The organism is Pseudomonas sp. OVF7, assembly GCF_030644265.1.
GTDB lineage: Bacteria > Pseudomonadota > Gammaproteobacteria > Pseudomonadales > Pseudomonadaceae > Aquipseudomonas > Aquipseudomonas gorinensis.
The window spans coordinates 454,663-473,741 of record NZ_CP128996.1 but is presented as its reverse complement, the minus strand read 5'-3'; the positions used below and the strand labels follow the sequence as shown (position 1 = coordinate 473,741).

The 19,079-nt window shown below is 61.3% G+C and carries 23 protein-coding genes; 13 read left to right on the top strand and 10 right to left on the bottom strand.

Annotation, left to right across the window (positions count from 1 at the left end; all coding sequences use genetic code 11):
* The first annotated feature begins 13 nt into the window (after positions 1-13).
* Together QU606_RS02155 and QU606_RS02150 are read left to right on the top strand one after the other, a co-directional pair.
* Entirely contained in the window at positions 14-1,018 is a 1,005-nt protein-coding gene (locus tag QU606_RS02155) for an aspartate carbamoyltransferase catalytic subunit (RefSeq protein ID WP_024077901.1), read from the top strand.
* Positions 1,015-2,286 carry a dihydroorotase gene (locus QU606_RS02150; protein ID WP_069077199.1) on the top strand — a complete coding sequence of 424 codons (1,272 nt, stop codon included), beginning with the start codon at positions 1,015-1,017 and terminating at the stop codon, positions 2,284-2,286. Before QU606_RS02155 ends, QU606_RS02150 begins: the two co-directional genes overlap by 4 nt.
* 66 nt (positions 2,287-2,352) lie before the next feature.
* Here the strand turns inward: QU606_RS02150 and QU606_RS02145 are convergent, their stop codons facing one another.
* Positions 2,353-2,781: a TM2 domain-containing protein gene (locus QU606_RS02145; RefSeq protein ID WP_024077903.1), complete on the bottom strand. Its 429-nt coding sequence runs from the start codon at positions 2,779-2,781 to the stop codon at positions 2,353-2,355.
* Between the two features lie 250 nt (positions 2,782-3,031).
* Here QU606_RS02145 and QU606_RS02140 point away from each other — a divergent pair, with 250 nt between their 5' ends.
* Entirely contained in the window at positions 3,032-3,667 is a 636-nt protein-coding gene (locus tag QU606_RS02140) for a C40 family peptidase (RefSeq protein WP_024077904.1), read from the top strand.
* 139 nt (positions 3,668-3,806) lie between these two features.
* Here the strand turns inward: QU606_RS02140 and QU606_RS02135 are convergent, their stop codons facing one another.
* Positions 3,807-4,841 (bottom strand): type IV pilus twitching motility protein PilT, encoded by a 1,035-nt coding sequence (locus QU606_RS02135; RefSeq protein WP_069077198.1) that lies wholly within the window; start codon positions 4,839-4,841, stop codon positions 3,807-3,809.
* Between the two features lie 57 nt (positions 4,842-4,898).
* Between QU606_RS02135 and QU606_RS02130 the strand changes: the two genes are divergently transcribed.
* The 9 genes from QU606_RS02130 (at position 4,899) to QU606_RS02090 (ending at position 11,533) form a co-directional block, all read left to right on the top strand.
* Positions 4,899-5,585, top strand: a complete 687-nt coding sequence (locus QU606_RS02130; RefSeq protein WP_024077906.1) for a YggS family pyridoxal phosphate-dependent enzyme — start codon at positions 4,899-4,901, stop codon at positions 5,583-5,585.
* A 33-nt stretch (positions 5,586-5,618) separates the two neighbouring features.
* The gene (proC, locus tag QU606_RS02125; RefSeq protein WP_024077907.1) at positions 5,619-6,437 is read left to right on the top strand and encodes a pyrroline-5-carboxylate reductase; all 819 of its coding nucleotides are present in this window, start codon (positions 5,619-5,621) and stop codon (positions 6,435-6,437) included.
* A gap of 24 nt (positions 6,438-6,461) precedes the next feature.
* Positions 6,462-7,049, top strand: coding sequence for a YggT family protein (locus tag QU606_RS02120; RefSeq protein ID WP_024077908.1), 588 nt, complete (start codon positions 6,462-6,464; stop codon positions 7,047-7,049).
* Positions 7,050-7,174: 125 nt separating this feature from the next.
* A complete protein-coding gene (locus QU606_RS02115; protein ID WP_024077909.1) occupies positions 7,175-8,314 on the top strand; it encodes a homoserine O-acetyltransferase in 1,140 nt (379 codons plus the stop codon).
* 7 nt (positions 8,315-8,321) lie between these two features.
* Complete coding sequence (metW, locus tag QU606_RS02110) at positions 8,322-8,942, top strand: methionine biosynthesis protein MetW (protein ID WP_024077910.1); 621 nt, start codon at positions 8,322-8,324, stop codon at positions 8,940-8,942.
* Positions 8,943-8,963: 21 nt separating this feature from the next.
* Complete coding sequence (locus tag QU606_RS02105; protein WP_024077911.1) at positions 8,964-9,398, top strand: DUF4426 domain-containing protein; 435 nt, start codon at positions 8,964-8,966, stop codon at positions 9,396-9,398.
* On the top strand, positions 9,395-9,991 hold the full coding sequence (gene rdgB / locus QU606_RS02100) for an RdgB/HAM1 family non-canonical purine NTP pyrophosphatase (RefSeq protein WP_162163625.1): 597 nt from the start codon (positions 9,395-9,397) through the stop codon (positions 9,989-9,991). The genes QU606_RS02105 and rdgB overlap by 4 nt, the downstream gene beginning before the upstream one ends.
* Positions 9,988-11,190: a radical SAM family heme chaperone HemW gene (gene hemW / locus QU606_RS02095; RefSeq protein WP_304998063.1), complete on the top strand. Its 1,203-nt coding sequence runs from the start codon at positions 9,988-9,990 to the stop codon at positions 11,188-11,190. The genes rdgB and hemW overlap by 4 nt, the downstream gene beginning before the upstream one ends.
* 19 nt (positions 11,191-11,209) lie before the next feature.
* A complete protein-coding gene (locus QU606_RS02090) occupies positions 11,210-11,533 on the top strand; it encodes a DUF3392 domain-containing protein (protein WP_003176691.1) in 324 nt (107 codons plus the stop codon).
* A gap of 142 nt (positions 11,534-11,675) precedes the next feature.
* Here the strand turns inward: QU606_RS02090 and trmB are convergent, their stop codons facing one another.
* From trmB to QU606_RS02070, 4 genes are all read right to left on the bottom strand, one after another.
* Positions 11,676-12,401, bottom strand: coding sequence for a tRNA (guanosine(46)-N7)-methyltransferase TrmB (gene trmB, locus QU606_RS02085; RefSeq protein ID WP_024077914.1), 726 nt, complete (start codon positions 12,399-12,401; stop codon positions 11,676-11,678).
* A 9-nt stretch (positions 12,402-12,410) separates the two neighbouring features.
* Positions 12,411-13,205, bottom strand: coding sequence for a thiazole synthase (locus QU606_RS02080; RefSeq protein WP_017845016.1), 795 nt, complete (start codon positions 13,203-13,205; stop codon positions 12,411-12,413).
* Positions 13,206-13,270: 65 nt separating this feature from the next.
* Positions 13,271-13,471 carry a sulfur carrier protein ThiS gene (thiS, locus tag QU606_RS02075; RefSeq protein WP_069077196.1) on the bottom strand — a complete coding sequence of 67 codons (201 nt, stop codon included), beginning with the start codon at positions 13,469-13,471 and terminating at the stop codon, positions 13,271-13,273.
* 83 nt (positions 13,472-13,554) lie between these two features.
* Positions 13,555-13,932 (bottom strand): DUF423 domain-containing protein, encoded by a 378-nt coding sequence (locus QU606_RS02070; protein WP_024077916.1) that lies wholly within the window; start codon positions 13,930-13,932, stop codon positions 13,555-13,557.
* Positions 13,933-14,006: 74 nt separating this feature from the next.
* Between QU606_RS02070 and mtgA the strand changes: the two genes are divergently transcribed.
* A complete protein-coding gene (mtgA, locus tag QU606_RS02065; protein WP_024077917.1) occupies positions 14,007-14,729 on the top strand; it encodes a monofunctional biosynthetic peptidoglycan transglycosylase in 723 nt (240 codons plus the stop codon).
* Positions 14,730-14,776: 47 nt separating this feature from the next.
* Here mtgA and rpoH read toward each other — a convergent pair whose 3' ends face one another.
* From rpoH to ftsY, 4 genes are all read right to left on the bottom strand, one after another.
* A complete protein-coding gene (gene rpoH, locus QU606_RS02060; RefSeq protein ID WP_003176698.1) occupies positions 14,777-15,631 on the bottom strand; it encodes an RNA polymerase sigma factor RpoH in 855 nt (284 codons plus the stop codon).
* A gap of 129 nt (positions 15,632-15,760) precedes the next feature.
* The gene (gene ftsX, locus QU606_RS02055; protein ID WP_069077195.1) at positions 15,761-16,783 is read right to left on the bottom strand and encodes a permease-like cell division protein FtsX; all 1,023 of its coding nucleotides are present in this window, start codon (positions 16,781-16,783) and stop codon (positions 15,761-15,763) included.
* Positions 16,780-17,451, bottom strand: coding sequence for a cell division ATP-binding protein FtsE (ftsE, locus tag QU606_RS02050; protein WP_003213784.1), 672 nt, complete (start codon positions 17,449-17,451; stop codon positions 16,780-16,782). Before ftsE ends, ftsX begins: the two co-directional genes overlap by 4 nt.
* Positions 17,448-18,854 (bottom strand): signal recognition particle-docking protein FtsY, encoded by a 1,407-nt coding sequence (ftsY, locus tag QU606_RS02045; RefSeq protein ID WP_069077194.1) that lies wholly within the window; start codon positions 18,852-18,854, stop codon positions 17,448-17,450. The genes ftsE and ftsY overlap by 4 nt, the downstream gene beginning before the upstream one ends.
* Between the last annotated feature and the right edge of the window lie 225 nt (positions 18,855-19,079).

Sequence of the window (19,079 nt, the reverse complement as noted above, 5' to 3'; positions counted from 1 at the left end):
AAGAGTCCCCGCGATGACGCCTCTCGATGCCAAGCGCCCGCTGCAGCTCAATGCTCAGGGCCAGTTGCAACATTTCTTGTCCCTCGACGGTTTGCCCCGCGAACTGCTCACTGAAATCCTCGACACCGCCGACTCGTTCCTCGAGGTCGGTGGCCGCGCGGTGAAGAAGGTCCCGCTGCTACGCGGCAAGACCATCTGCAATGTGTTCTTCGAGAACTCCACCCGCACCCGCACCACCTTTGAACTGGCGGCCCAGCGACTGTCGGCCGACGTGATCACGTTGAACGTGTCCACCTCGTCGGCGAGCAAGGGCGAGACCCTGCTCGACACCCTGCGCAACCTGGAAGCCATGGCCGCCGATATGTTCGTCGTGCGCCACGGCGACTCCGGTGCCGCGCACTTCATCGCCGAACACGTGTGCCCGCAGGTAGCGATCATCAACGGCGGTGACGGCCGTCACGCCCACCCGACCCAGGGCATGCTCGACATGCTCACCATCCGTCGGCACAAAGGCAGCTTTGAAAACCTCTCGGTAGCCATCGTCGGCGACATCCTGCACTCGCGGGTGGCGCGCTCGAACATGCTGGCCCTGAAGACCCTGGGTTGCCCGGATATCCGCGTGATCGCGCCGAAAACCCTGCTGCCCGTGGGTATCGAGCAATATGGCGTGAAGGTCTACACCGACATGACCACCGGCCTCAAGGATGTGGACGTGGTGATCATGCTGCGCCTGCAACGCGAGCGCATGGCCGGTGGCCTGCTGCCCAGCGAAGGCGAGTTCTACCGCCTGTTCGGCTTGACCACCGCACGCCTGGCCGGCGCCAAGCCCGATGCGATCGTGATGCACCCGGGGCCGATCAACCGAGGGGTGGAGATTGAGTCGGCGGTGGCCGACGGTAACCAGTCGGTGATTCTCAACCAGGTCACCTATGGCATCGCCGTGCGCATGGCGGTGTTGTCCATGGCCATGAGCGGGCAAACCGCGCAACGTCAATTCGAGCAGGAGAAGGCCCAGTGAAGCTCAGCATTCTCGGCGCCCGAGTCATCGATCCAGCCAGTGGCCTGGATCAAGTTACCGATCTTCATCTGGAAGCCGGCAAGATCATCGCCATCGGTGCGGCGCCCAGCGGGTTCACCGCGGTCGAGACCATCGATGCCAAAGGCTTGGTGGCCGCGCCTGGCCTGGTTGACCTGAACGTCGCCCTGCGCGAGCCGGGTTACAGCCGCAAGGGCAACATTACCAGCGAAACCCGCGCCGCCGCTGCCGGTGGCGTGACCAGCCTGTGTTGCCCGCCGCACACCAAGCCGGTACTGGACACCTCGGCCGTGACCGAACTGATCCTCGACCGCGCCCGTGAGGCCGGTAATTGCAAAGTGTTTCCCATCGGCGCCCTGAGCAAGGGCCTGGAAGGTGAACAACTCGCCGAGCTGATCGCCCTGCGTGACGCCGGTTGCGTGGCCTTCGGCAACGGGCTGGAGAGTTTTCGCAGCACTCGAACCTTGTGCCGCGCCCTGGAATACGCAGCGACCTTCGACCTGACCGTTATTTTCCACTCCCAGGACCGCGACCTGGCCGAAGGTGGACTGGCCCATGAGGGCGCCGTCGCCAGCTTCCTCGGCCTGCCGGGCATTCCGGAAACCGCTGAAACCGTCGCCCTGGCCCGCGACCTGTTGCTGGTGGAGCAAAGCGGTGTACGCGCGCACTTCAGCCAGCTGACCAGTGCTCGCGGCGTCGCCCTGATCGCCCAGGCCCAGGCCCGTGGCCTGCCAGTGACGGCGGATGTGGCGCTGTACCAGTTGATCCTGACGGACGAGGCGCTGATCGACTTCTCCAGCCTGTATCACGTGCAACCGCCGCTGCGTACCCGTGCCGACCGTGACGGTTTACGTGCCGCAGTGAAGTCTGGCGTGGTCTCGGCCATTTCCAGCCATCACCAACCCCACGAGCGCGATGCCAAGCTGGCGCCGTTTGGCGCAACAGAGCCGGGTATCAGCAGCGTAGAGTTGTTGCTGCCACTGGCGATGACCTTGGTGGAGGATGGCTTGCTGGACCTGCCGACACTGCTGGCACGCCTGAGCGCAGGTCCGGCCGAGGCCTTGCGCCTGCCGGCGGGTAAGTTGGCGGTAGGTGCTGCGGCAGACCTGGTGCTGTTTGATCCAGCCAGCTCGACGATTGCCGGCGAGCACTGGTTGTCCAAGGGTGAAAACTGCCCGTTCATCGGCCATAGCCTGCCGGCGACGGTGCGCTACACCCTGGCGGATGGGCGGATCAGCTACCAGGCCTGAAGCGGGCACGGTCAATGTGGGAGGCAAGCCCCCTCCCACATTGAGTTCGCTATAAGGTCTGAGAAATCAGCGCCCGCCTCTCAGCTCGGCATTGCGGATCGAAATCTGCGTATTCAACGTCCAGAAGTCATACAGCACCCCCACCAGGAACAAACCTCCGGTCAGCAGGTAGATCAGGCCGGTGATCCATTTGCCCTGGTACATCCGGTGCACACCGAATACCCCGAGAAACGTCAACAGAATCCACGCCACGTTGTATTCGATCGGCCCGGCGGTAAAACGCAGGTCGGCCTCACGGTCCATGGCCGGGATGAGGAACAGGTCGATCAGCCAGCCAATACCGAGCAAGCCGAAGGTGAAAAACCAGATCGTGCCGGTCACCGGCTTGCCGTAATAGAAGCGGTGCGAGCCGGTAAACCCGAAAATCCAGAGCAGGTAACCGATCACCTTGCTGTGGGTGTCTTGCTGCGAACCAAGCTGTTGATAGGTGTTCATGGAGTACCTCTTTTGCCTTGATAGATAAATTTTTTCACTTTATTTGTGACTTTTTTACGGGCGCCCGACGTACGGCCAATGGTATCTTCCATCCCCTGAAAGCCTTATGCCACCTGACTTGTGTAGGACAATTGCGGCGATTCGTCGCGTTTTTCCTGGATTTGACCCCAAGGTTCAGTCGACAAACGGCCTGAGAACGACACAAAAAGCTGTTATAAAGTTGCGCGCAAACCCATAAGAGCCACGCCTAATGCGACCATTTTTCAAGACATGGCTAACCATTTGCCTATTAATGCCACTGGCCGCCCACGCCACCAATCGTGAGCAACGACTTCCTAACGTAAACGGTTTCACCCCTAAAGTTCACAGCACACCAAGCACGGCCAAATCAGCCAAGCCTACTGTCAGCCGCCCGACTCAACTGAGCAAGGCCCACGGCAAAACCACCCCAGGCCTGATGGCAGCCAACACCAAACAAAGCAGCACCGTCCTCAGCCGCGCCGTCAACGTGCTCGGTACTCCTTATCGTTGGGGCGGCAGCAGCCCAAGTAAAGGGTTCGACTGCAGCGGTTTGGTTAAATATGCGTTTAACGACGTAGCGGCCGTGGATTTGCCGCGCACCTCCAACGCCATGGCCGCCGGCCACGGGCAAAAGGTTGAGCGCAAGGATTTGAAACCGGGCGACCTGTTGTTCTTCAAACTCAAGAGCCGCAAGGTCAACCACGTTGCCATCTACCTGGGCAACGACCGCTTTATCCACGCACCACGCCGTGGCAAGTCGGTCAGCATCGACACCCTGAAAAAGCCGTTTTGGGACAAGAACTACGTGATTGCCAAGCGGGTTCTGCCAAAAGAGCAGAACACCTTGCGGGTAGTCCAACGCTGATCCAAAGCTGGAATGCAGTAATAAATGTGGGAGGGGGCTTGCCCCCGATAGCAGAGTGTCAGTCGACATCAAAGTGACTGATCCACCGCTATCGGGGGCAAGCCCCCTCCCACATTTGATTTGTACTGTCCACAAGCCCTCAGATATCCCCAGGTACCCTCGCCTTCTCCCGCGCCTCTTCCCGGCTGATCACGCCTTCCGTGACCAACGCCTTCAAACTCATATCCAAGGTTTTCATCCCCAACGCTGCACCGGTCTGAATCGCCGAGACCATCTGCGCCACCTTGTCTTCGCGGATCAAGTTACGGATGGCTGGCGTGCCCAACATGATTTCATGGGCGGCCACCCGCCCACCGCCGAGCTTCTTGACCAACACCTGTGACACCACCGCTTGCAGCGACTCAGACAGCATGGTGCGGACCATGGCCTTTTCCCCCGCCGGGAACACGTCCACCAGCCTGTCCACGGTCTTTGCCGCCGAGGTGGTGTGCAGGGTGCCAAAGACCAGGTGGCCGGTCTCAGCGGCCGTCAGCGCCAGGCGAATGGTTTCCAGGTCGCGCAATTCGCCCACAAGGATCACATCCGGGTCTTCCCGCAGGGCCGAACGCAGGGCGGTGGAAAAACTGTGGGTGTCGCGGTGGACCTGACGCTGGTTGATCAGGGCCATTTTCGGCGTGTGGATAAACTCGATAGGGTCTTCGAGGGTGAGGATGTGCTGGCGCCGATGCTGATTGAGGTAGTCGATCATCGCCGCCAGGGTGGTGGACTTGCCGGAGCCGGTGGGTCCGGTCACCAGTACCAGGCCGCGCGGCAACTGGGCAATACGCTGGAACACCTCCCCCAGGCCAAGGGCTTCCAAGCTCTGGACCTCGGCTGCAAGCGTGCGAAACACCGCCCCCATACCGCGCGCCTGCTGAAATACATTGACCCGGAACCGCGCCACACCGGGCAGTTCGAAGGCAAAATCCGTTTCAAGAGATGTTTCGAAATCCTTTTGTTGGTATTGGTTGAGCAAAGGGCTCAATAAGTTAGCCACTTGGGCAGGTGCCAGTACCGGCCAATCCAACGGCCATACCTCACCGTCCACCCGCAGCATCGGCGCCAGGCCAGCCGACAGATGCAGGTCGGAGGCGCCCTGGCGTACGCTGTGCGCCAGTAATTCAGTGATATCCATAGGGCTTTCCATTTCCAGTAGAATGCCGCGGACTCCATATCCACGGGCGCATCTTGAATGTCGACGATAGCAGACAACATCGGCCTGGTTAGCGAGCGGATCCGCGCCGCAGCCAACGCCGTGCAACGTGACGCAAACAGCATCCACCTGCTGGCCGTGAGCAAGACCAAACCCGCGCAAGCCGTGCGCGAAGCCTATGCCGCCGGCATGCGCGACTTCGGTGAGAACTACCTGCAGGAAGCATTGGGCAAACAGGCCGAATTAACCGACCTGCCCTTGAGTTGGCACTTCATCGGCCCCATTCAATCGAACAAGACTCGTGCGATCGCCGAGAATTTCGCTTGGGTGCATTCCGTGGACCGCCTGAAAATCGCACAACGCCTCTCCGAACAACGCCCGGCTGACCTGCCGCCACTGAATATCTGCATCCAGGTCAACGTCAGTGGCGAGGCCAGCAAATCCGGCTGTACTCCCGCCGACCTGCCGGCCCTGGCCAACGCCATCAGCGCCCTGCCGCGCTTGAAGCTGCGCGGCCTGATGGCGATCCCCGAGCCGACGGAAGATCGAACCGCTCAAGATGCAGCGTTCGCCACCGTGCGTGACCTGCAAGCCAGCCTGAACCTGCCGCTGGACACACTTTCCATGGGCATGAGCCATGACCTTGAGTCGGCCATCGCCCAAGGTGCCACCTGGGTGCGGATCGGCACCGCCCTGTTTGGCGCCCGCGATTATGGCCAGCCGTGAAATGGCTGATCTCCCACTGAATAAGGACCTGTCATGAGCAACACGCGTATTGCCTTTATCGGCGCCGGTAACATGGCGGCCAGCCTGATTGGCGGCCTGCGGGCCAAGGGCCTGCAAGCCCAACAGATTCGCGCCAGCGACCCGGGCGCCGAGACCCGCGCCCGCGTCAGCGCCGAGCACGGTATCGACACGTTCGCCGACAACGCCGAGGCCATCCAGGGCGTCGACGTGGTCGTGCTGGCGGTCAAGCCGCAGGCCATGAAGGCCGTGTGCGAAAGCCTGCGCCCAAGCCTGCAACCCCATCAACTGGTGGTGTCCATCGCCGCCGGCATCACTTGCGCCAGCATGAACAACTGGCTCGGCGCCCAGCCGATCGTACGCTGCATGCCCAACACCCCGGCGCTGCTGCGCAAGGGTGTGAGCGGTTTGTACGCCACGTCCGAAGTGACCGCCCAACAGCGCGACCAGGCCCAGGAACTGCTGTCCGCCGTGGGCATCGCCTTGTGGCTGGAACAGGAACAGCAACTGGATGCGGTCACCGCCGTGTCCGGCAGCGGTCCGGCGTACTTTTTCCTGCTGATCGAAGCCATGACCGCCGCCGGCGTGAAATTGGGCCTGCCCCAGGAAGTCGCCGAGCAACTGGCCGAGCAAACCGCCCTGGGCGCCGCGCAGATGGCCGTGACCAGCGAAGTGGATGCCGCCGAGCTGCGCCGTCGCGTGACCTCCCCAGGCGGCACCACGCAAGCCGCTATCGAATCGTTCCAGGCCGGGGGGTTTGAAGCCCTGGTGGAAAAAGCTCTCGGCGCCGCTGCGCACCGTTCGGCTGAAATGGCCGAACAACTGGGCCAATAGTCGTCCCTTACAAAGGAATAAATGATGCTTGGACTCAATGACGCTGTGATCTTCATCATCCAGACCCTGGGCAGCCTGTACCTGCTGGTCGTGCTGATGCGTTTTATCCTGCAACTGGTGCGGGCGAACTTCTACAACCCGCTGTGCCAATTCGTGGTGAAGGCCACGCAACCACTGCTCAAGCCCCTGCGCCGGGTGGTCCCGAGCATGTTCGGCCTGGACATGTCCTCGTTGGTGCTGGCGCTGCTGCTGCAGATCCTGCTGTTTGCGGTCATCCTGATGCTCAAGGGCTACTTGCCCAAAACCTTGCTGTTGCTGCCGTGGGCACTGATTGGCGTGTTCTCGCTGTTCTTGAAGATCCTGTTCTGGTCGATGATCATCAGCGTGATTCTGTCGTGGGTGGCACCGGGCAGCCGCAGCCCGGGGGCTGAGCTGGTGGCGCAGATCACTGAGCCTGTGCTGGCGCCGTTCCGTCGTTTGATTCCCAACCTGGGTGGCCTGGATATCTCGCCGATTTTCGCGTTCATTGCGATCCAGCTCCTGCAAAGCTGGGCGATTCCATACCTGGCGGACTTCGTCGCCATGCCGCCGCTGTTGTTTGGCCTGATCTGATCCTCCCTCGGATGATCGTTCTCACGCCCTGCGCGAGAACGATCTCCCACTCCCCTCCGGCCTTTGCTTGCCGCTGGGTGCAGCGGTCTTTAGACTTACGCCTCATTTAAACGAGAGCAGGGTCGATGCCAACTGCCTTCCCCCCCGATTCTGTTGGACTGGTCGTGCCCCAAGTGGCGCACTTCAGCGAACCGCTGGCCCTGGCCTGCGGCCGTTCGCTGCCTGCCTATGACCTGATCTATGAAACCTACGGCCAACTGAACGCCACGGCGAGCAACGCCGTGCTGATTTGTCACGCCTTGTCCGGCCATCATCACGCCGCCGGTTTCCACAGTGCCGACGAGCGCAAGCCGGGCTGGTGGGACAGCTGCATCGGCCCCGGCAAGCCCATCGATACCAACAAGTTCTTCGTGGTCAGCCTGAATAACCTCGGCGGCTGCAACGGCTCCACCGGCCCCAGCAGCCTCAACCCGGAAACCGGCAAGCCGTTCGGCGCGGACTTCCCGGTGCTGACCGTGGAAGACTGGGTCCACAGCCAGGCCCGCCTGGCCGACCTGCTGGGCATCCAGCAATGGGCCGCCGTGATCGGCGGCAGCCTGGGCGGCATGCAGGCGCTGCAATGGACCATCACCTACCCGGATCGCGTGCGCCATTGCCTGGCGATCGCCTCGGCGCCCAAGTTGTCGGCGCAGAACATCGCCTTCAACGAAGTGGCCCGCCAGGCGATCCTGACCGACCCCGATTTTCACGGCGGTTCGTTCCAGGAAGCGGGCGTGATCCCCAAGCGTGGGCTGATGCTGGCGCGGATGGTCGGGCATATCACTTATCTGTCCGATGATTCCATGGGCGAAAAATTCGGCCGTGGCCTCAAGAGCGAGAAGCTCAACTACGACTTCCACAGCGTCGAATTCCAGGTGGAGAGCTACCTGCGTTATCAGGGCGAGGAGTTCTCCGGGCGTTTCGATGCCAACACCTACCTGCTGATGACCAAGGCCCTGGACTATTTCGACCCGGCGGCGAACTTCAACGATGACCTGGCGAAAACCTTCGAAGGTGCCAAGGCCAAATTCTGCGTGATGTCGTTCACCACCGACTGGCGCTTCTCGCCTGCCCGCTCGCGGGAACTGGTGGATGCCTTGATGGCAGCGAAGAAAGACGTCTGCTACCTGGAAATCGATGCTCCGCAAGGCCACGACGCCTTCCTGATCCCGATCCCTCGTTATCTGCAGGCGTTCAGGAACTACATGAACCGCATTACTCTGTGAGAACGCCATGAGAGCCGACCTGGAAATCATCCAAGACTGGATACCCGCCGGCAGCCGTGTGCTCGACCTTGGCTGCGGCGATGGCGAACTGCTGAGCTGGCTGCGCGACAACAAGCAGGTCACCGGCTACGGCCTGGAAAACGACCCGGACAACATCGCCCAGTGCGTGGCCAAGGGCATCAACGTGATCGAGCAGGACCTGGACAAGGGCCTGGGCAACTTTGCCAGCAACAGCTTCGACGTCGTCGTGATGACACAGGCCCTGCAAGCGGTGCATTACCCGGACCGCATCCTCGACGAGATGCTACGCGTCGGCCGCCAGTGCATCATCACCTTCCCCAACTTCGGGCACTGGCGCTGCCGCTGGTACCTGGCCACCAAGGGCCGCATGCCGGTATCGGATTTCCTGCCTTACACTTGGTACAACACGCCGAACATCCACTTCTGCACGTTCGAAGACTTCGAAGCGCTGTGCGGCGAACGCAAAGCCAAGGTGATCAACCGCCTTGCCGTCGATCAACAGCATCGCCACGGCTGGGCGAGTAAGCTATGGCCTAATTTGTTGGGTGAGATTGGGATTTACCGGGTCAGCAGTCCTGGTCTGACGGACCATAAGATTGCCGTCTAACTATTTTTAAGGAGGACGATCATGAGTCGCCTGGCTGTTTTTCTACTCACCGCGTGCCTGGGCGTCAGCGCCATGGCCGCCGACCCTATCGACAGTAAACGCCAGAAAGAATTTGGCGATATCACCGTACACTACAACACCTTCACCTCCAGCTTCCTGCAGCCCGACACGGCCCAGGCGGTTGGCGTGGTACGCAGCAAAAACAAGGGGCTGATCAACGTGACCGTGATCAAGGGCGTGACGCCCGTGGCCGCGCAAGTCACCGGCACGGTCAAAGACCTGAGCGGCAGGAGCGAAATCCTGACGTTCAAGCAGATTACCGAGAAAGGTGCGATCTATTACCTCGCGCCCTACAACGTGCCGCAACAAGAAATGCGGGTTTTCACCATCAATGTTGAAACCGGCGGCAAGGCCCATGGTTTCCAATTCAACCAGGAACTGTTTCCGGCGGACTGATGAACCTGACTCAACTCGTGCTGGCCAGCCATAACGCCGGCAAACTCAAAGAACTCCAGGCCATGCTCGGCGAATCCGTGCAACTGCGCTCGATCGGTGAGTTCAGCCAGGTGGAACCGGAAGAAACTGGCCTGTCGTTCGTCGAGAACGCCATCCTCAAGGCGCGCAATGCTGCACGCATCTCGGGCCTGCCGGCGTTGGCCGATGATTCGGGCCTGGCGGTGGACTTCCTCGGCGGCGCTCCGGGTATCTATTCCGCGCGCTATGCCGACGGCAAGGGTGACGCGGCCAACAACGCCAAGCTGCTGGACGCCCTCAAGGAAGTACCGGACGCCGAGCGCGGTGCGCAGTTCGTCTGCGTGCTGGCTCTGGTGCGACATGCCGACGACCCGCTGCCGATCCTTTGCGAAGGCCTGTGGCACGGGCGCATCCTGCATGCGGCCAGCGGCGAGCATGGGTTTGGTTACGACCCGCTGTTCTGGGTGCCGGAGCGCAATGTCTCCAGCGCCGAACTGAGCCCGGCCGACAAAAACCAGATCAGCCACCGCGCCCGCGCCATGGCTTTGCTGCGCCAGCGCCTGGGCTTGAAATGACCCAGAACACCTCCGCGCAGCCGCTGATCCACGGCGGCGCGCAAACACCACGGGCGGCGTTGCCGGTGCTGCCGCCCCTGGCGCTGTATATCCACATCCCGTGGTGCGTGCGCAAATGCCCTTATTGCGACTTCAACTCCCACACCGCCAGCCCCGTGTTGCCGGAAGAAGAGTACGTCGACGCGCTGCTGGCCGACCTCGATCAGGACCTGCACGCGGTGTACGGCCGTGAACTGAGTTCGATCTTCTTCGGCGGTGGCACCCCGAGCCTGTTCAGCGCCGCCGCGCTGGGTCGCCTGCTCAAGGGTGTGCAAGCACGCATCCCGTTTGCCGACGACATCGAGATCACCCTGGAAGCCAACCCCGGAACGTTCGAGCAAGAGAAGTTCGTGGCTTACCGCAAGCTGGGGATCAATCGCCTGTCCATCGGCATCCAGAGCTTCCAGCAGGAAAAACTCGCAGCCCTGGGCCGCATCCACAACGGCGATGAAGCCATGCGCGCCGCCGACATGGCGCGCCAGGCCGGGTTCGACAACTTCAACCTGGACCTGATGCACGGTTTGCCCGATCAGTCCCTGGATGACGCCTTGGGCGACCTGCGTCAGGCCATCGCGCTCAAGCCGACCCATTTGTCGTGGTACCAGCTGACCCTGGAGCCCAACACCGTCTTCTGGAACCAGCCGCCGGCGCTACCGGAAGACGATACCTTGTGGGATATCCAGGAAGCCGGCCAGGCGCTGCTGGCCGAGCACGGTTACGCGCAATATGAAGTCTCAGCCTATGCGCAACCGGGGCGTGCGGCGCGACATAACCTCAACTACTGGAGCTTTGGTGACTTTATCGGCATCGGTGCCGGCGCCCACGGCAAGCTCAGCCACCCGAATGGACGCATCGTGCGTACCTGGAAGACCCGCGCGCCAAAGGACTACCTCAACCCGGCCAAAAGCTTTCAGGCTGGCGCGAAGGAACTGACCAACGAAGAATTGCCGTTCGAGTTCCTGATGAACGCCCTGCGCCTCACCGAAGGCGTCGAGGCCAAGCTCTATGCCGAGCGCACCGGCCTCGACCTGGCCAGCCTCGATGAGGCCCGGCGCGAGGCAGAACAAAGTGGCTTAATGCAGGTCGAACCGTCACGCCTGGTGGCCACCGACCGCGGGCAACTCTTTCTCAATGACCTGTTGCAGAAGTTTTTGAGCTGATCGCTCTTAAGGAAATCGAATGGATTTGGTACTCGACCTGCTCGCCACCGTATCCCGCTGGAGCCGCAGCAACCTGTCGGAAATATCCCTGGCCCTCGTCGGCTGCCTGTTGGTGCTGTTCGGCGCGGACATCAAGGGCTGGGTTGAAGCCCGCCTGGGCAGCATCGCCGGCGCGTTGCGCGTACCGTTGATGGCCCTGCTGTGCATGATCGGCAGCGGCGCGGCGCTGATCTACGCCACGCCGTGGATTGTGCGAGGGTTGAGCCAGTTCAATAACTACAGCCTGGCGCCGGTGCTGGTGGTGGTGCTGGTGTTGATTGGCGTCGTCGCTGATCGCCGCTGATTCCATACCCAACACAGATACAAATGTGGGAGGGGGCTTGCCCCCGATAGCAGAATATCAGTCAACCACTCTATGACTGACCCACCGCTATCGGGGGCAAGCCCCCTCCCACATTTTGACCGCATTCCAAGTGACCGGCTGATCAGTCCACTTTCTCGAACTTCAAATCCCAAACCCCATGCCCCAGCCGCTCGCCGCGGCGTTCGAACTTGGTGATCGGGCGTTCGGCCGGGCGCGGTACGCATTTGCCGTCTTCGGCCAGGTTGCGGTAGCCGGGGGCGACGTTCATCACTTCCAGCATGTATTCCGCGTAGGGTTCCCAGTCGGTGGCCATGTGCAGGATGCCGCCGACTTTCAACTTGCTACGCACCAACTCGGCGAAGGAGGCCTGGACGATACGGCGCTTGTGGTGACGGCTTTTGTGCCACGGATCAGGGAAAAACAGCATCAGGCGGTCAAGGCTGTTGTCGGCGATGCAGCGGTTGAGCACCTCGATCGCGTCGCAGTCATACACCCGCAGGTTGGTCAGGCCCTGGGTGAGCACGCCGTTGAGCAGCGCGCCGACACCGGGCCGGTGCACTTCCACACCAATGAAATCCTGTTCGGGCGAGGCCGCGGCCATTTCCAACAGGGAGTGGCCCATGCCGAAACCGATTTCCAGGGAACGTGGGGCCGAGCGACCGAATACCTGGTCGTAATCCACCGGCGCGTCGGCCAGGGGCAGGACGAACAGCGGCGTGCCCTGTTCCAGCCCCTTTTGCTGGCCTTCGGTCATGCGACCGGCGCGCATCACAAAACTCTTGATACGGCGGTGCTTGGACTCGTCGCCTGCGTCCACGGTGTTCGGCGTTTCGTTTGATTCAGTCATCAATGGCTCTTACTTGATCAGACCATCCAGCGGCGAGGAGGCGCTGGCGTAGAGTTTTTTCGGCATGCGCCCGGCAAGGTAGGCCAGGCGGCCCGCGACGATCGCGTGTTTCATGGCTTCTGCCATCATGATCGGTTGCTGGGCATTGGCGATGGCAGAGTTCATCAGCACCGCTTCGCAGCCCAGTTCCATGGCGATGGTGGCGTCGGAGGCAGTGCCTACACCCGCGTCCACCAGCACCGGAATCTTGGCTTCTTCGAGGATGATCTGCAGGTTATACGGGTTGCAGATCCCCAGGCCCGTGCCTATCAGGCCAGCCAGTGGCATCACGGCGATGCAGCCGATTTCGGCCAGTTGGCGGGCGATGATCGGGTCGTCGCTGGTGTAGACCATCACGTCGAAACCTTCCTTGACCAGGGTTTCGGCGGCCTTGAGGGTTTCGATCACGTTGGGGAACAGGGTTTTCTGGTCGGCAAGTACTTCCAGCTTCACCAGATTGTGACCGTCGAGCAGCTCACGAGCCAGGCGGCAGGTGCGCACGGCTTCGATGGCGTCGTAGCAACCGGCGGTATTCGGCAGGATGGTGTAGCGGTCTGGCGGCAGGATATCCAGCAGGTTCGGTTCGCCCGGGTTCTGGCCGATGTTGGTGCGTCGCACGGCCACGGTCACGATCTCGGCGCCCGAGGCTTCGATGGCCAGGCGGGTTTCTTCCATGTCGCGGTACTTGCCGGTGCCGACCAGCAGACGGGACTGGTAGGTGCGGCCGGCCAGGACGAAGGGCTTGTCGCTACGAACGATGCTCATGGGAAATCCTCGAAATGGGGTGAGGTTCTGCAGAATCCGGGGTGGCGCGCCTGGACGCCGGACGACTAGCCGCCGCCGATGGCGTGCACCACTTCGACCTGGTCACCTTCGGTGAGCGCGGTCTCGGCGTGCTGGCTACGCGGGACGATATCCTGGTTGAGCTCCACTGCGACGCGACGCCCGGTCAGGTCCAGGCGGGTCAGCAGGGCCGCAACGGATTCCCCGTCGGGCAGTTCAAAAGATTCGCCGTTCAACTGAATGCGCATGCCACGGGCCGCCATCGTTTTTAGGGGCCAGCATTCTAGCCCGATTGAGGTTGCTGGCCCAAGTCCTCCGGTCAGCGAAAGCTTTAATCAGCCTGCAGGCGCCATGCCGCCAGGCCGAGGAAGAACCAGCCCAGCAGGAACGCGAGCCCGCCAAATGGCGTGATGATGCCCAGCTTGCTGATGCCAGTCAGGGTCAGCACATACAGGCTGCCGGAGAACAGCAGAATACCGACGGTAAACGAGAGACCCGCCCAGTTGACCAGCCGGCCAGGCATGTGCGCGGCCAGCAGCGCGACGCCGAACAGCGCCAGGGCGTGCACCAACTGGTAGGTGACGCCGGTGTGGAAGATTGCCAGGTACTCGGCGCTCAGGCGGTTTTTCAGGCCATGGGCGGCGAATGCACCGAGGGCGACGCCGGTGAAGCCGAAAAAGGCAGCCAACATCAGAAAGCCACGCAGCATGAGGAACTCCAGTCAGACTCATTGGGCAGGGTCTGTATAATGGCCCGCTCAACGGGTTCGGCCAAGCCATCTCTATGCTGCGTGTCCTCTTCAATCGTTTTCTCAAAGTCGTGAAATGGTTTGCCATCGGCAGCGTTTTGCTGGTGCTGCTATTCCGTTTCGTGCCGCCACCGTTCACGGCGTTGATGGTGGAACGCAAGGTTGAATCCTGGTTCGACGGCGAACCCATTGACCTGCAGCGCACCTGGGTGCCCTGGGACCAGATCTCCGATGACCTCAAGGTCGCTGTGATGGCCGGTGAAGACCAGCGCTTCCCGCAGCATTGGGGCTTTGATTTCGGCGCGATCCAGGCGGCGCTCCTGCACAACGAGCGCGGCGGTTCGATTCGCGGCGCCAGTACGCTGAGCCAGCAGGTGTCGAAAAACCTGTTCCTGTGGGCAGGCCGCAGTTATTTGCGCAAGGGCCTGGAGGCCTGGTTTACCGGGCTGATCGAGGTGCTGTGGCCCAAGGAGCGGATTCTTGAGGTGTACCTCAACAGCGTGGAGTGGGATGAGGGCGTGTTTGGCGCGGAAGCGGCGGCGCAGCATCACTTCGGCGTAAGTGCCAAGGGGCTGTCCCGGCAACAAGCCAGCTATCTGGCGGCGGTACTGCCTAACCCACGGGTGTGGAGCGCAAGCCATCCGACCGCCTATGTGGCGCGACGGGCCGCATGGATTCGCCAGCAGATGAGCCAGTTGGGTGGGGATGGTTATCTGGTGGAGTTGAACAATTCGCGCAAGGCGCCTTGGTCCGACTGAGACAACACAAAACAAATGTGGGAGGGGGCAAGCCCCCTCCCACATTTTTAAGCCGCGATCGACAGCTTCAGCTTATTCATCGCGCTTTTCTCAAGCTGACGAATCCGCTCGGCCGACACGTTGTACTTCTGCGCCAGGTCGTGCAGCGTGGCTTTTTCTTCCGCCAGCCAGCGCTGGTAGAGGATGTCACGGCTGCGGTCGTCCAGCACTTCCAGCGCTTCGTGCAGGTTGTGGTTGGAATTGTCGCTCCAATCAGCGTCTTCCAGTTGACGCGCCGGGTCGTACCGGTGGTCTTCCAGGTAGTTGGCTGGCGATTGGAAGGCGCTGTCGTCGTCCGCTTCGGCGGCCGGGTCGAAGGCCATGTCATGGCCGGTCAGGCGGCTTTCCATCTCACGTACTTCACGGGGCTCCACGCCAAGGCTTTCGGCCACGCGGTGGACTTCCTCGTTGTTCAGCCACGCCAGGCGTTTCTTCTGGCTGCGCAGGTTGAAGAACAGCTTGCGCTGGGCCTTGGTGGTCGCGACTTTCACGATGCGCCAGTTGCGCAGGATGAATTCGTGGATTTCCGCCTTGATCCAGTGCACGGCAAACGACACCAGGCGCACACCCATCTCCGGGTTGAAGCGCTTTACAGCCTTCATCAGGCCGACGTTGCCTTCTTGGATCAGGTCAGCCTGGGCCAGGCCGTAGCCACTGTAGCTACGGGCGATATGTACGACAAAACGCAGGTGGGCGAGCACCATCTGCCGAGCCGCCCCCAAATCCTGCTCATAGTAGAGACTCTCGGCCAGTTCACGCTCCTGCTCCGGTGTCAGCAATGGAATGCTGTTCACCGTGTGCACATAAGCCTCCAGGTTCGCACCTGGGACCAAAGCATAAGCAGGTTGCAAAGAAGTGGTCATACGAAAAAACCTCCGACTCACATAACTCGTGCAGTTCAGCACTGCGAAAATTGACCGGGAACCGTAGGACAAGTTCCCTAAACTACTGATACGGCCAATACAAACGAAACCACATTACCCTGACATTAACTACTTCGGTGCCAGCTCACGTAAATGCCGTGCGACCGCAATCCACGCACCGATATACCCCAACAATACCGCGCCAAGCAAGAGCGACAGACCGTCGGCAACCGGCACGCCCGCCAGGGCGAAATCACTGCCGTACAAGCCGGCAAGCCCGACCACCGCGTCATTCAGCCAGTCAAGGCCAAACGCCAGGACACCCCAGGACAAGATCCCCGCACCAAAGCCATAAAGCGCGCCCATGTACAGAAAGGGACGACGCACATAGCTGTCCGTGCCGCCGACCAGTTTAATCACTTCTATCTCGGTGCGACGGTTTTCAATATGAAGACGAATGGTATTACCTATCACCAAAAGTAATGCAGACACCAACAGCACCGTCAGGCCGAACACAAAGCGGTCGCCCAGCTTGAGAATCGCGGCCAGGCGCTCTACCCAGACTAGATCAAGTTGCGCCTGTTGCACCTTGGGCATCTCTGCGAGTTTTTGTCGCAGCGCTTCAAGGGCAGGCTTGTCGACTTCATTCGGCGTCACCAGCACCACGCCCGGCAGCGGGTTCTGCGGCAGCTCTTTGAGCGCCTCACCTAATCCGGACTGCTGCTGGAACTCTTCAAGGGCCTGATCGCGGCTGATGTACTCGGCATCCGCCACGCCCGGCAGGTTCTTGATGTCATCACGCAGAGCCTCGCCCTCTCTGGCACTGGCATCCAGGTTCAGGTACAGCGAAATCTGCGCCGCACGCTGCCAGGAACCGCCCAGGCGCTCCACATTATTGAGCAACAGCGACAAGCCCATCGGCAGGCTCAAGGCCACGGCCATCACCAAACAGGTGAAAAAGCTGCCGATGGGCTGCTTGCCCAGGCGACGCAGGCTGTCCAGCAGGCTGGCGCGATGGCTTTCGATCCAGGCGCGCAACAGGGTGCTGAAGTCCGGGCCGTCGTCTTCGTCGTGTTTTTTCTTTTTCGGCTGCGGGTCGGCTGCCTTTGGCGCCACACGCTCGGAAACCTTGGGGCTGCGGGTCGCACTCATACGCCAGCCTCCCCGTCGCCGATCAGGCGCCCGCGTTGCAGCGTGAGCATGCGATGGCGCATGCGCGCGATCAACGCCAGGTCGTGACTGGCAATCAATACGCTGGTGCCCAGGCGATTAATGTCTTCAAACACCCCCATGATCTCGGCGGCCAGGCGCGGGTCGAGGTTACCGGTGGGTTCGTCCGCCAACAGCAGGGCCGGGCGATGGACGATGGCGCGGGCGATGCCGACGCGCTGTTGCTGGCCTGTGGACAGGTCACCCGGGTAGAGGTCGGTCTTGTCGGACAGCGCCACGCGCTCCAGGGCCGAATCCACGCGCTTGACGATCTCGGCCTTGGACAACCCGAGGATCTGCAATGGCAAGGCAATGTTATTGAACACCGTGCGATCGAACAGTAACTGGTGGTTCTGGAATACCACGCCGATCTGGCGGCGCAGGAACGGAATCTGCGCATTGCTGATGGTGGCCAGGTCCTGGCCGGCCAGCAGCAGCTTGCCGGTAGTCGGGCGCTCCATGGCCAGCAGCAGGCGCAACAATGTACTTTTACCGGCGCCCGAATGGCCGGTCACAAACAAGAATTCGCCGCGACGCACTCGAAAGCTCAGCTCATGCAAGCCGACATGCCCGTTGGCATAGCGTTTACCGACCTGTTCGAATCGAATCATGAACGCTCCCGCTCGGCAAACAGTGCCTGGACAAAGGGTTCGGCTTCAAAAGTGCGTAGGTCGTCGATGCCTTCACCAACGCCGATGTAACGAATCGGTAACCCGAACTGCTTGGCCAGGGCGAAGATCACCCCCCCCTTGGCCGTGCCGTCGAGCTTAGTCAATGCCAGGCCGGTCAGTTGTACCGTCTGGTTGAATTGTTTGGCCTGACTGATGGCGTTCTGCCCAGTGCCGGCGTCCAACACCAGCAACACCTCATGCGGCGCGTCGGCATCGAGCTTGCCGATCACACGGCGGACTTTCTTCAGCTCTTCCATCAAATTGTCTTTGGTGTGCAAGCGACCGGCGGTGTCAGCAATCAGCACGTCAATATTGCGCGCCTTGGCGGCTTGCACGGCATCGAAGATCACCGAGGCCGAATCGGCACCGGTGTGCTGGGCGATCACCGGGATCTTGTTGCGCTCACCCCAGACCTGCAATTGCTCCACAGCAGCGGCGCGGAAGGTGTCGCCAGCGGCGAGCATGACTTTCTTGCCTTCCAGTTGCAGCTTCTTGGCCAGCTTACCGATGGTAGTGGTCTTGCCGGCGCCGTTGACGCCCACGACCAGGATCACGAAAGGTTTCTTCGGGGTAATCACCAGCGGCGCTTCCACCGGCTTGAGCATCGCGGCCAGCTCGGCTTGCAGGGACTTGTACAGTGCGTCCGCGTCGGTCAACTGCTTGCGCGCGACCTTCTGGGTCAGGCTCTGGATGATCACGGCGGTGGCTTCAACGCCCACGTCCGCCGTCAGCAGGCGAGTCTCGATGTCTTCGAGCAGTTCGTCATCGATGGTCTTCCTGCCCAGGAACAGGCTGGCCATGCCTTCGCCGATGCTGGCGCTGGTCTTGCTCAGGCCTTGCTTGAGGCGGGCGAAGAAACCGGTCTTGCTGGTTTCGACGGCAGCGACGGGCTCGGGCTCGACGGGAACCGGCTCAACCACGGGCGCGACAACCGCAACGGGTGTCGGCTCGCTCACAGCCACAGGTGCAGGGGCTTCGAACACAACAGGAGCCGGCTCGATAACCACCGGAATCGGCGGCGTCACATGCTCGGCCTGCACATCGTCAACCAACGCCACGGGCTCCTCGGCCACCGGCAGCTCCGGCCACGGCTTATGCTCGGGCTCAGGTTCCGGCACCACGTCGGCCACTGGCTGCAACACCGGTTCAGCCATCGGCAGCACCACCGGCGCCGGCGCTTGGGCAACCGGTTCGGCTTCTACTATAGGAGCGGGGATCGGCTCAGCTTGAACCTGTGGCTGTTCGACGACGGTTTCCTGCGGCTTTTTGCGCAGCCATCCGAACAGGCCTTTTTTCTCGCCAGCCGCAGCTGGGGTCTTCTTGTCGTCGTTGGAACCAAACATGGAGACGGCTATCTCAAGGTAGCGACGCGCCAAGGGGCACATCGGTAAATAAAATTCGATGCGTAACAGACTGTTTTTTAGCCAGCTCGTTCATGCGCAACATTTTGTAAGGCCTAAATAGGGCCTCAACAAGACAGCCACAGTGGCCGTCCCTTAGTCGGATCAGTATCCTAGCACCTCCTCGCCCGCCGACGCTAAGACCAAGCGGGCAGCCCAACAGGTTTA

What these genes read in the sequence shown, in the direction of transcription:
- QU606_RS02155 (WP_024077901.1), top strand. Translation starts at nt 14, where the DNA reads ATGACGCCTCTCGATGCCAAGCGCCCGCTGCAGCTCAATGCTCAGGGC.
- QU606_RS02145 (WP_024077903.1), bottom strand. Translation starts at nt 2,781, where the DNA reads ATGAACACCTATCAACAGCTTGGTTCGCAGCAAGACACCCACAGCAAG.
- QU606_RS02140 (WP_024077904.1), top strand. Translation starts at nt 3,032, where the DNA reads ATGCGACCATTTTTCAAGACATGGCTAACCATTTGCCTATTAATGCCA.
- QU606_RS02135 (WP_069077198.1), bottom strand. Translation starts at nt 4,841, where the DNA reads ATGGATATCACTGAATTACTGGCGCACAGCGTACGCCAGGGCGCCTCC.
- QU606_RS02130 (WP_024077906.1), top strand. Translation starts at nt 4,899, where the DNA reads ATGTCGACGATAGCAGACAACATCGGCCTGGTTAGCGAGCGGATCCGC.
- proC (WP_024077907.1), top strand. Translation starts at nt 5,619, where the DNA reads ATGAGCAACACGCGTATTGCCTTTATCGGCGCCGGTAACATGGCGGCC.
- QU606_RS02120 (WP_024077908.1), top strand. Translation starts at nt 6,462, where the DNA reads ATGCTTGGACTCAATGACGCTGTGATCTTCATCATCCAGACCCTGGGC.
- QU606_RS02115 (WP_024077909.1), top strand. Translation starts at nt 7,175, where the DNA reads ATGCCAACTGCCTTCCCCCCCGATTCTGTTGGACTGGTCGTGCCCCAA.
- metW (WP_024077910.1), top strand. Translation starts at nt 8,322, where the DNA reads ATGAGAGCCGACCTGGAAATCATCCAAGACTGGATACCCGCCGGCAGC.
- QU606_RS02105 (WP_024077911.1), top strand. Translation starts at nt 8,964, where the DNA reads ATGAGTCGCCTGGCTGTTTTTCTACTCACCGCGTGCCTGGGCGTCAGC.
- hemW (WP_304998063.1), top strand. Translation starts at nt 9,988, where the DNA reads ATGACCCAGAACACCTCCGCGCAGCCGCTGATCCACGGCGGCGCGCAA.
- QU606_RS02090 (WP_003176691.1), top strand. Translation starts at nt 11,210, where the DNA reads ATGGATTTGGTACTCGACCTGCTCGCCACCGTATCCCGCTGGAGCCGC.
- trmB (WP_024077914.1), bottom strand. Translation starts at nt 12,401, where the DNA reads ATGACTGAATCAAACGAAACGCCGAACACCGTGGACGCAGGCGACGAG.
- QU606_RS02080 (WP_017845016.1), bottom strand. Translation starts at nt 13,205, where the DNA reads ATGAGCATCGTTCGTAGCGACAAGCCCTTCGTCCTGGCCGGCCGCACC.
- thiS (WP_069077196.1), bottom strand. Translation starts at nt 13,471, where the DNA reads ATGCGCATTCAGTTGAACGGCGAATCTTTTGAACTGCCCGACGGGGAA.
- QU606_RS02070 (WP_024077916.1), bottom strand. Translation starts at nt 13,932, where the DNA reads ATGCTGCGTGGCTTTCTGATGTTGGCTGCCTTTTTCGGCTTCACCGGC.
- mtgA (WP_024077917.1), top strand. Translation starts at nt 14,007, where the DNA reads ATGCTGCGTGTCCTCTTCAATCGTTTTCTCAAAGTCGTGAAATGGTTT.
- rpoH (WP_003176698.1), bottom strand. Translation starts at nt 15,631, where the DNA reads ATGACCACTTCTTTGCAACCTGCTTATGCTTTGGTCCCAGGTGCGAAC.
- ftsX (WP_069077195.1), bottom strand. Translation starts at nt 16,783, where the DNA reads ATGAGTGCGACCCGCAGCCCCAAGGTTTCCGAGCGTGTGGCGCCAAAG.
- ftsE (WP_003213784.1), bottom strand. Translation starts at nt 17,451, where the DNA reads ATGATTCGATTCGAACAGGTCGGTAAACGCTATGCCAACGGGCATGTC.
- ftsY (WP_069077194.1), bottom strand. Translation starts at nt 18,854, where the DNA reads ATGTTTGGTTCCAACGACGACAAGAAGACCCCAGCTGCGGCTGGCGAG.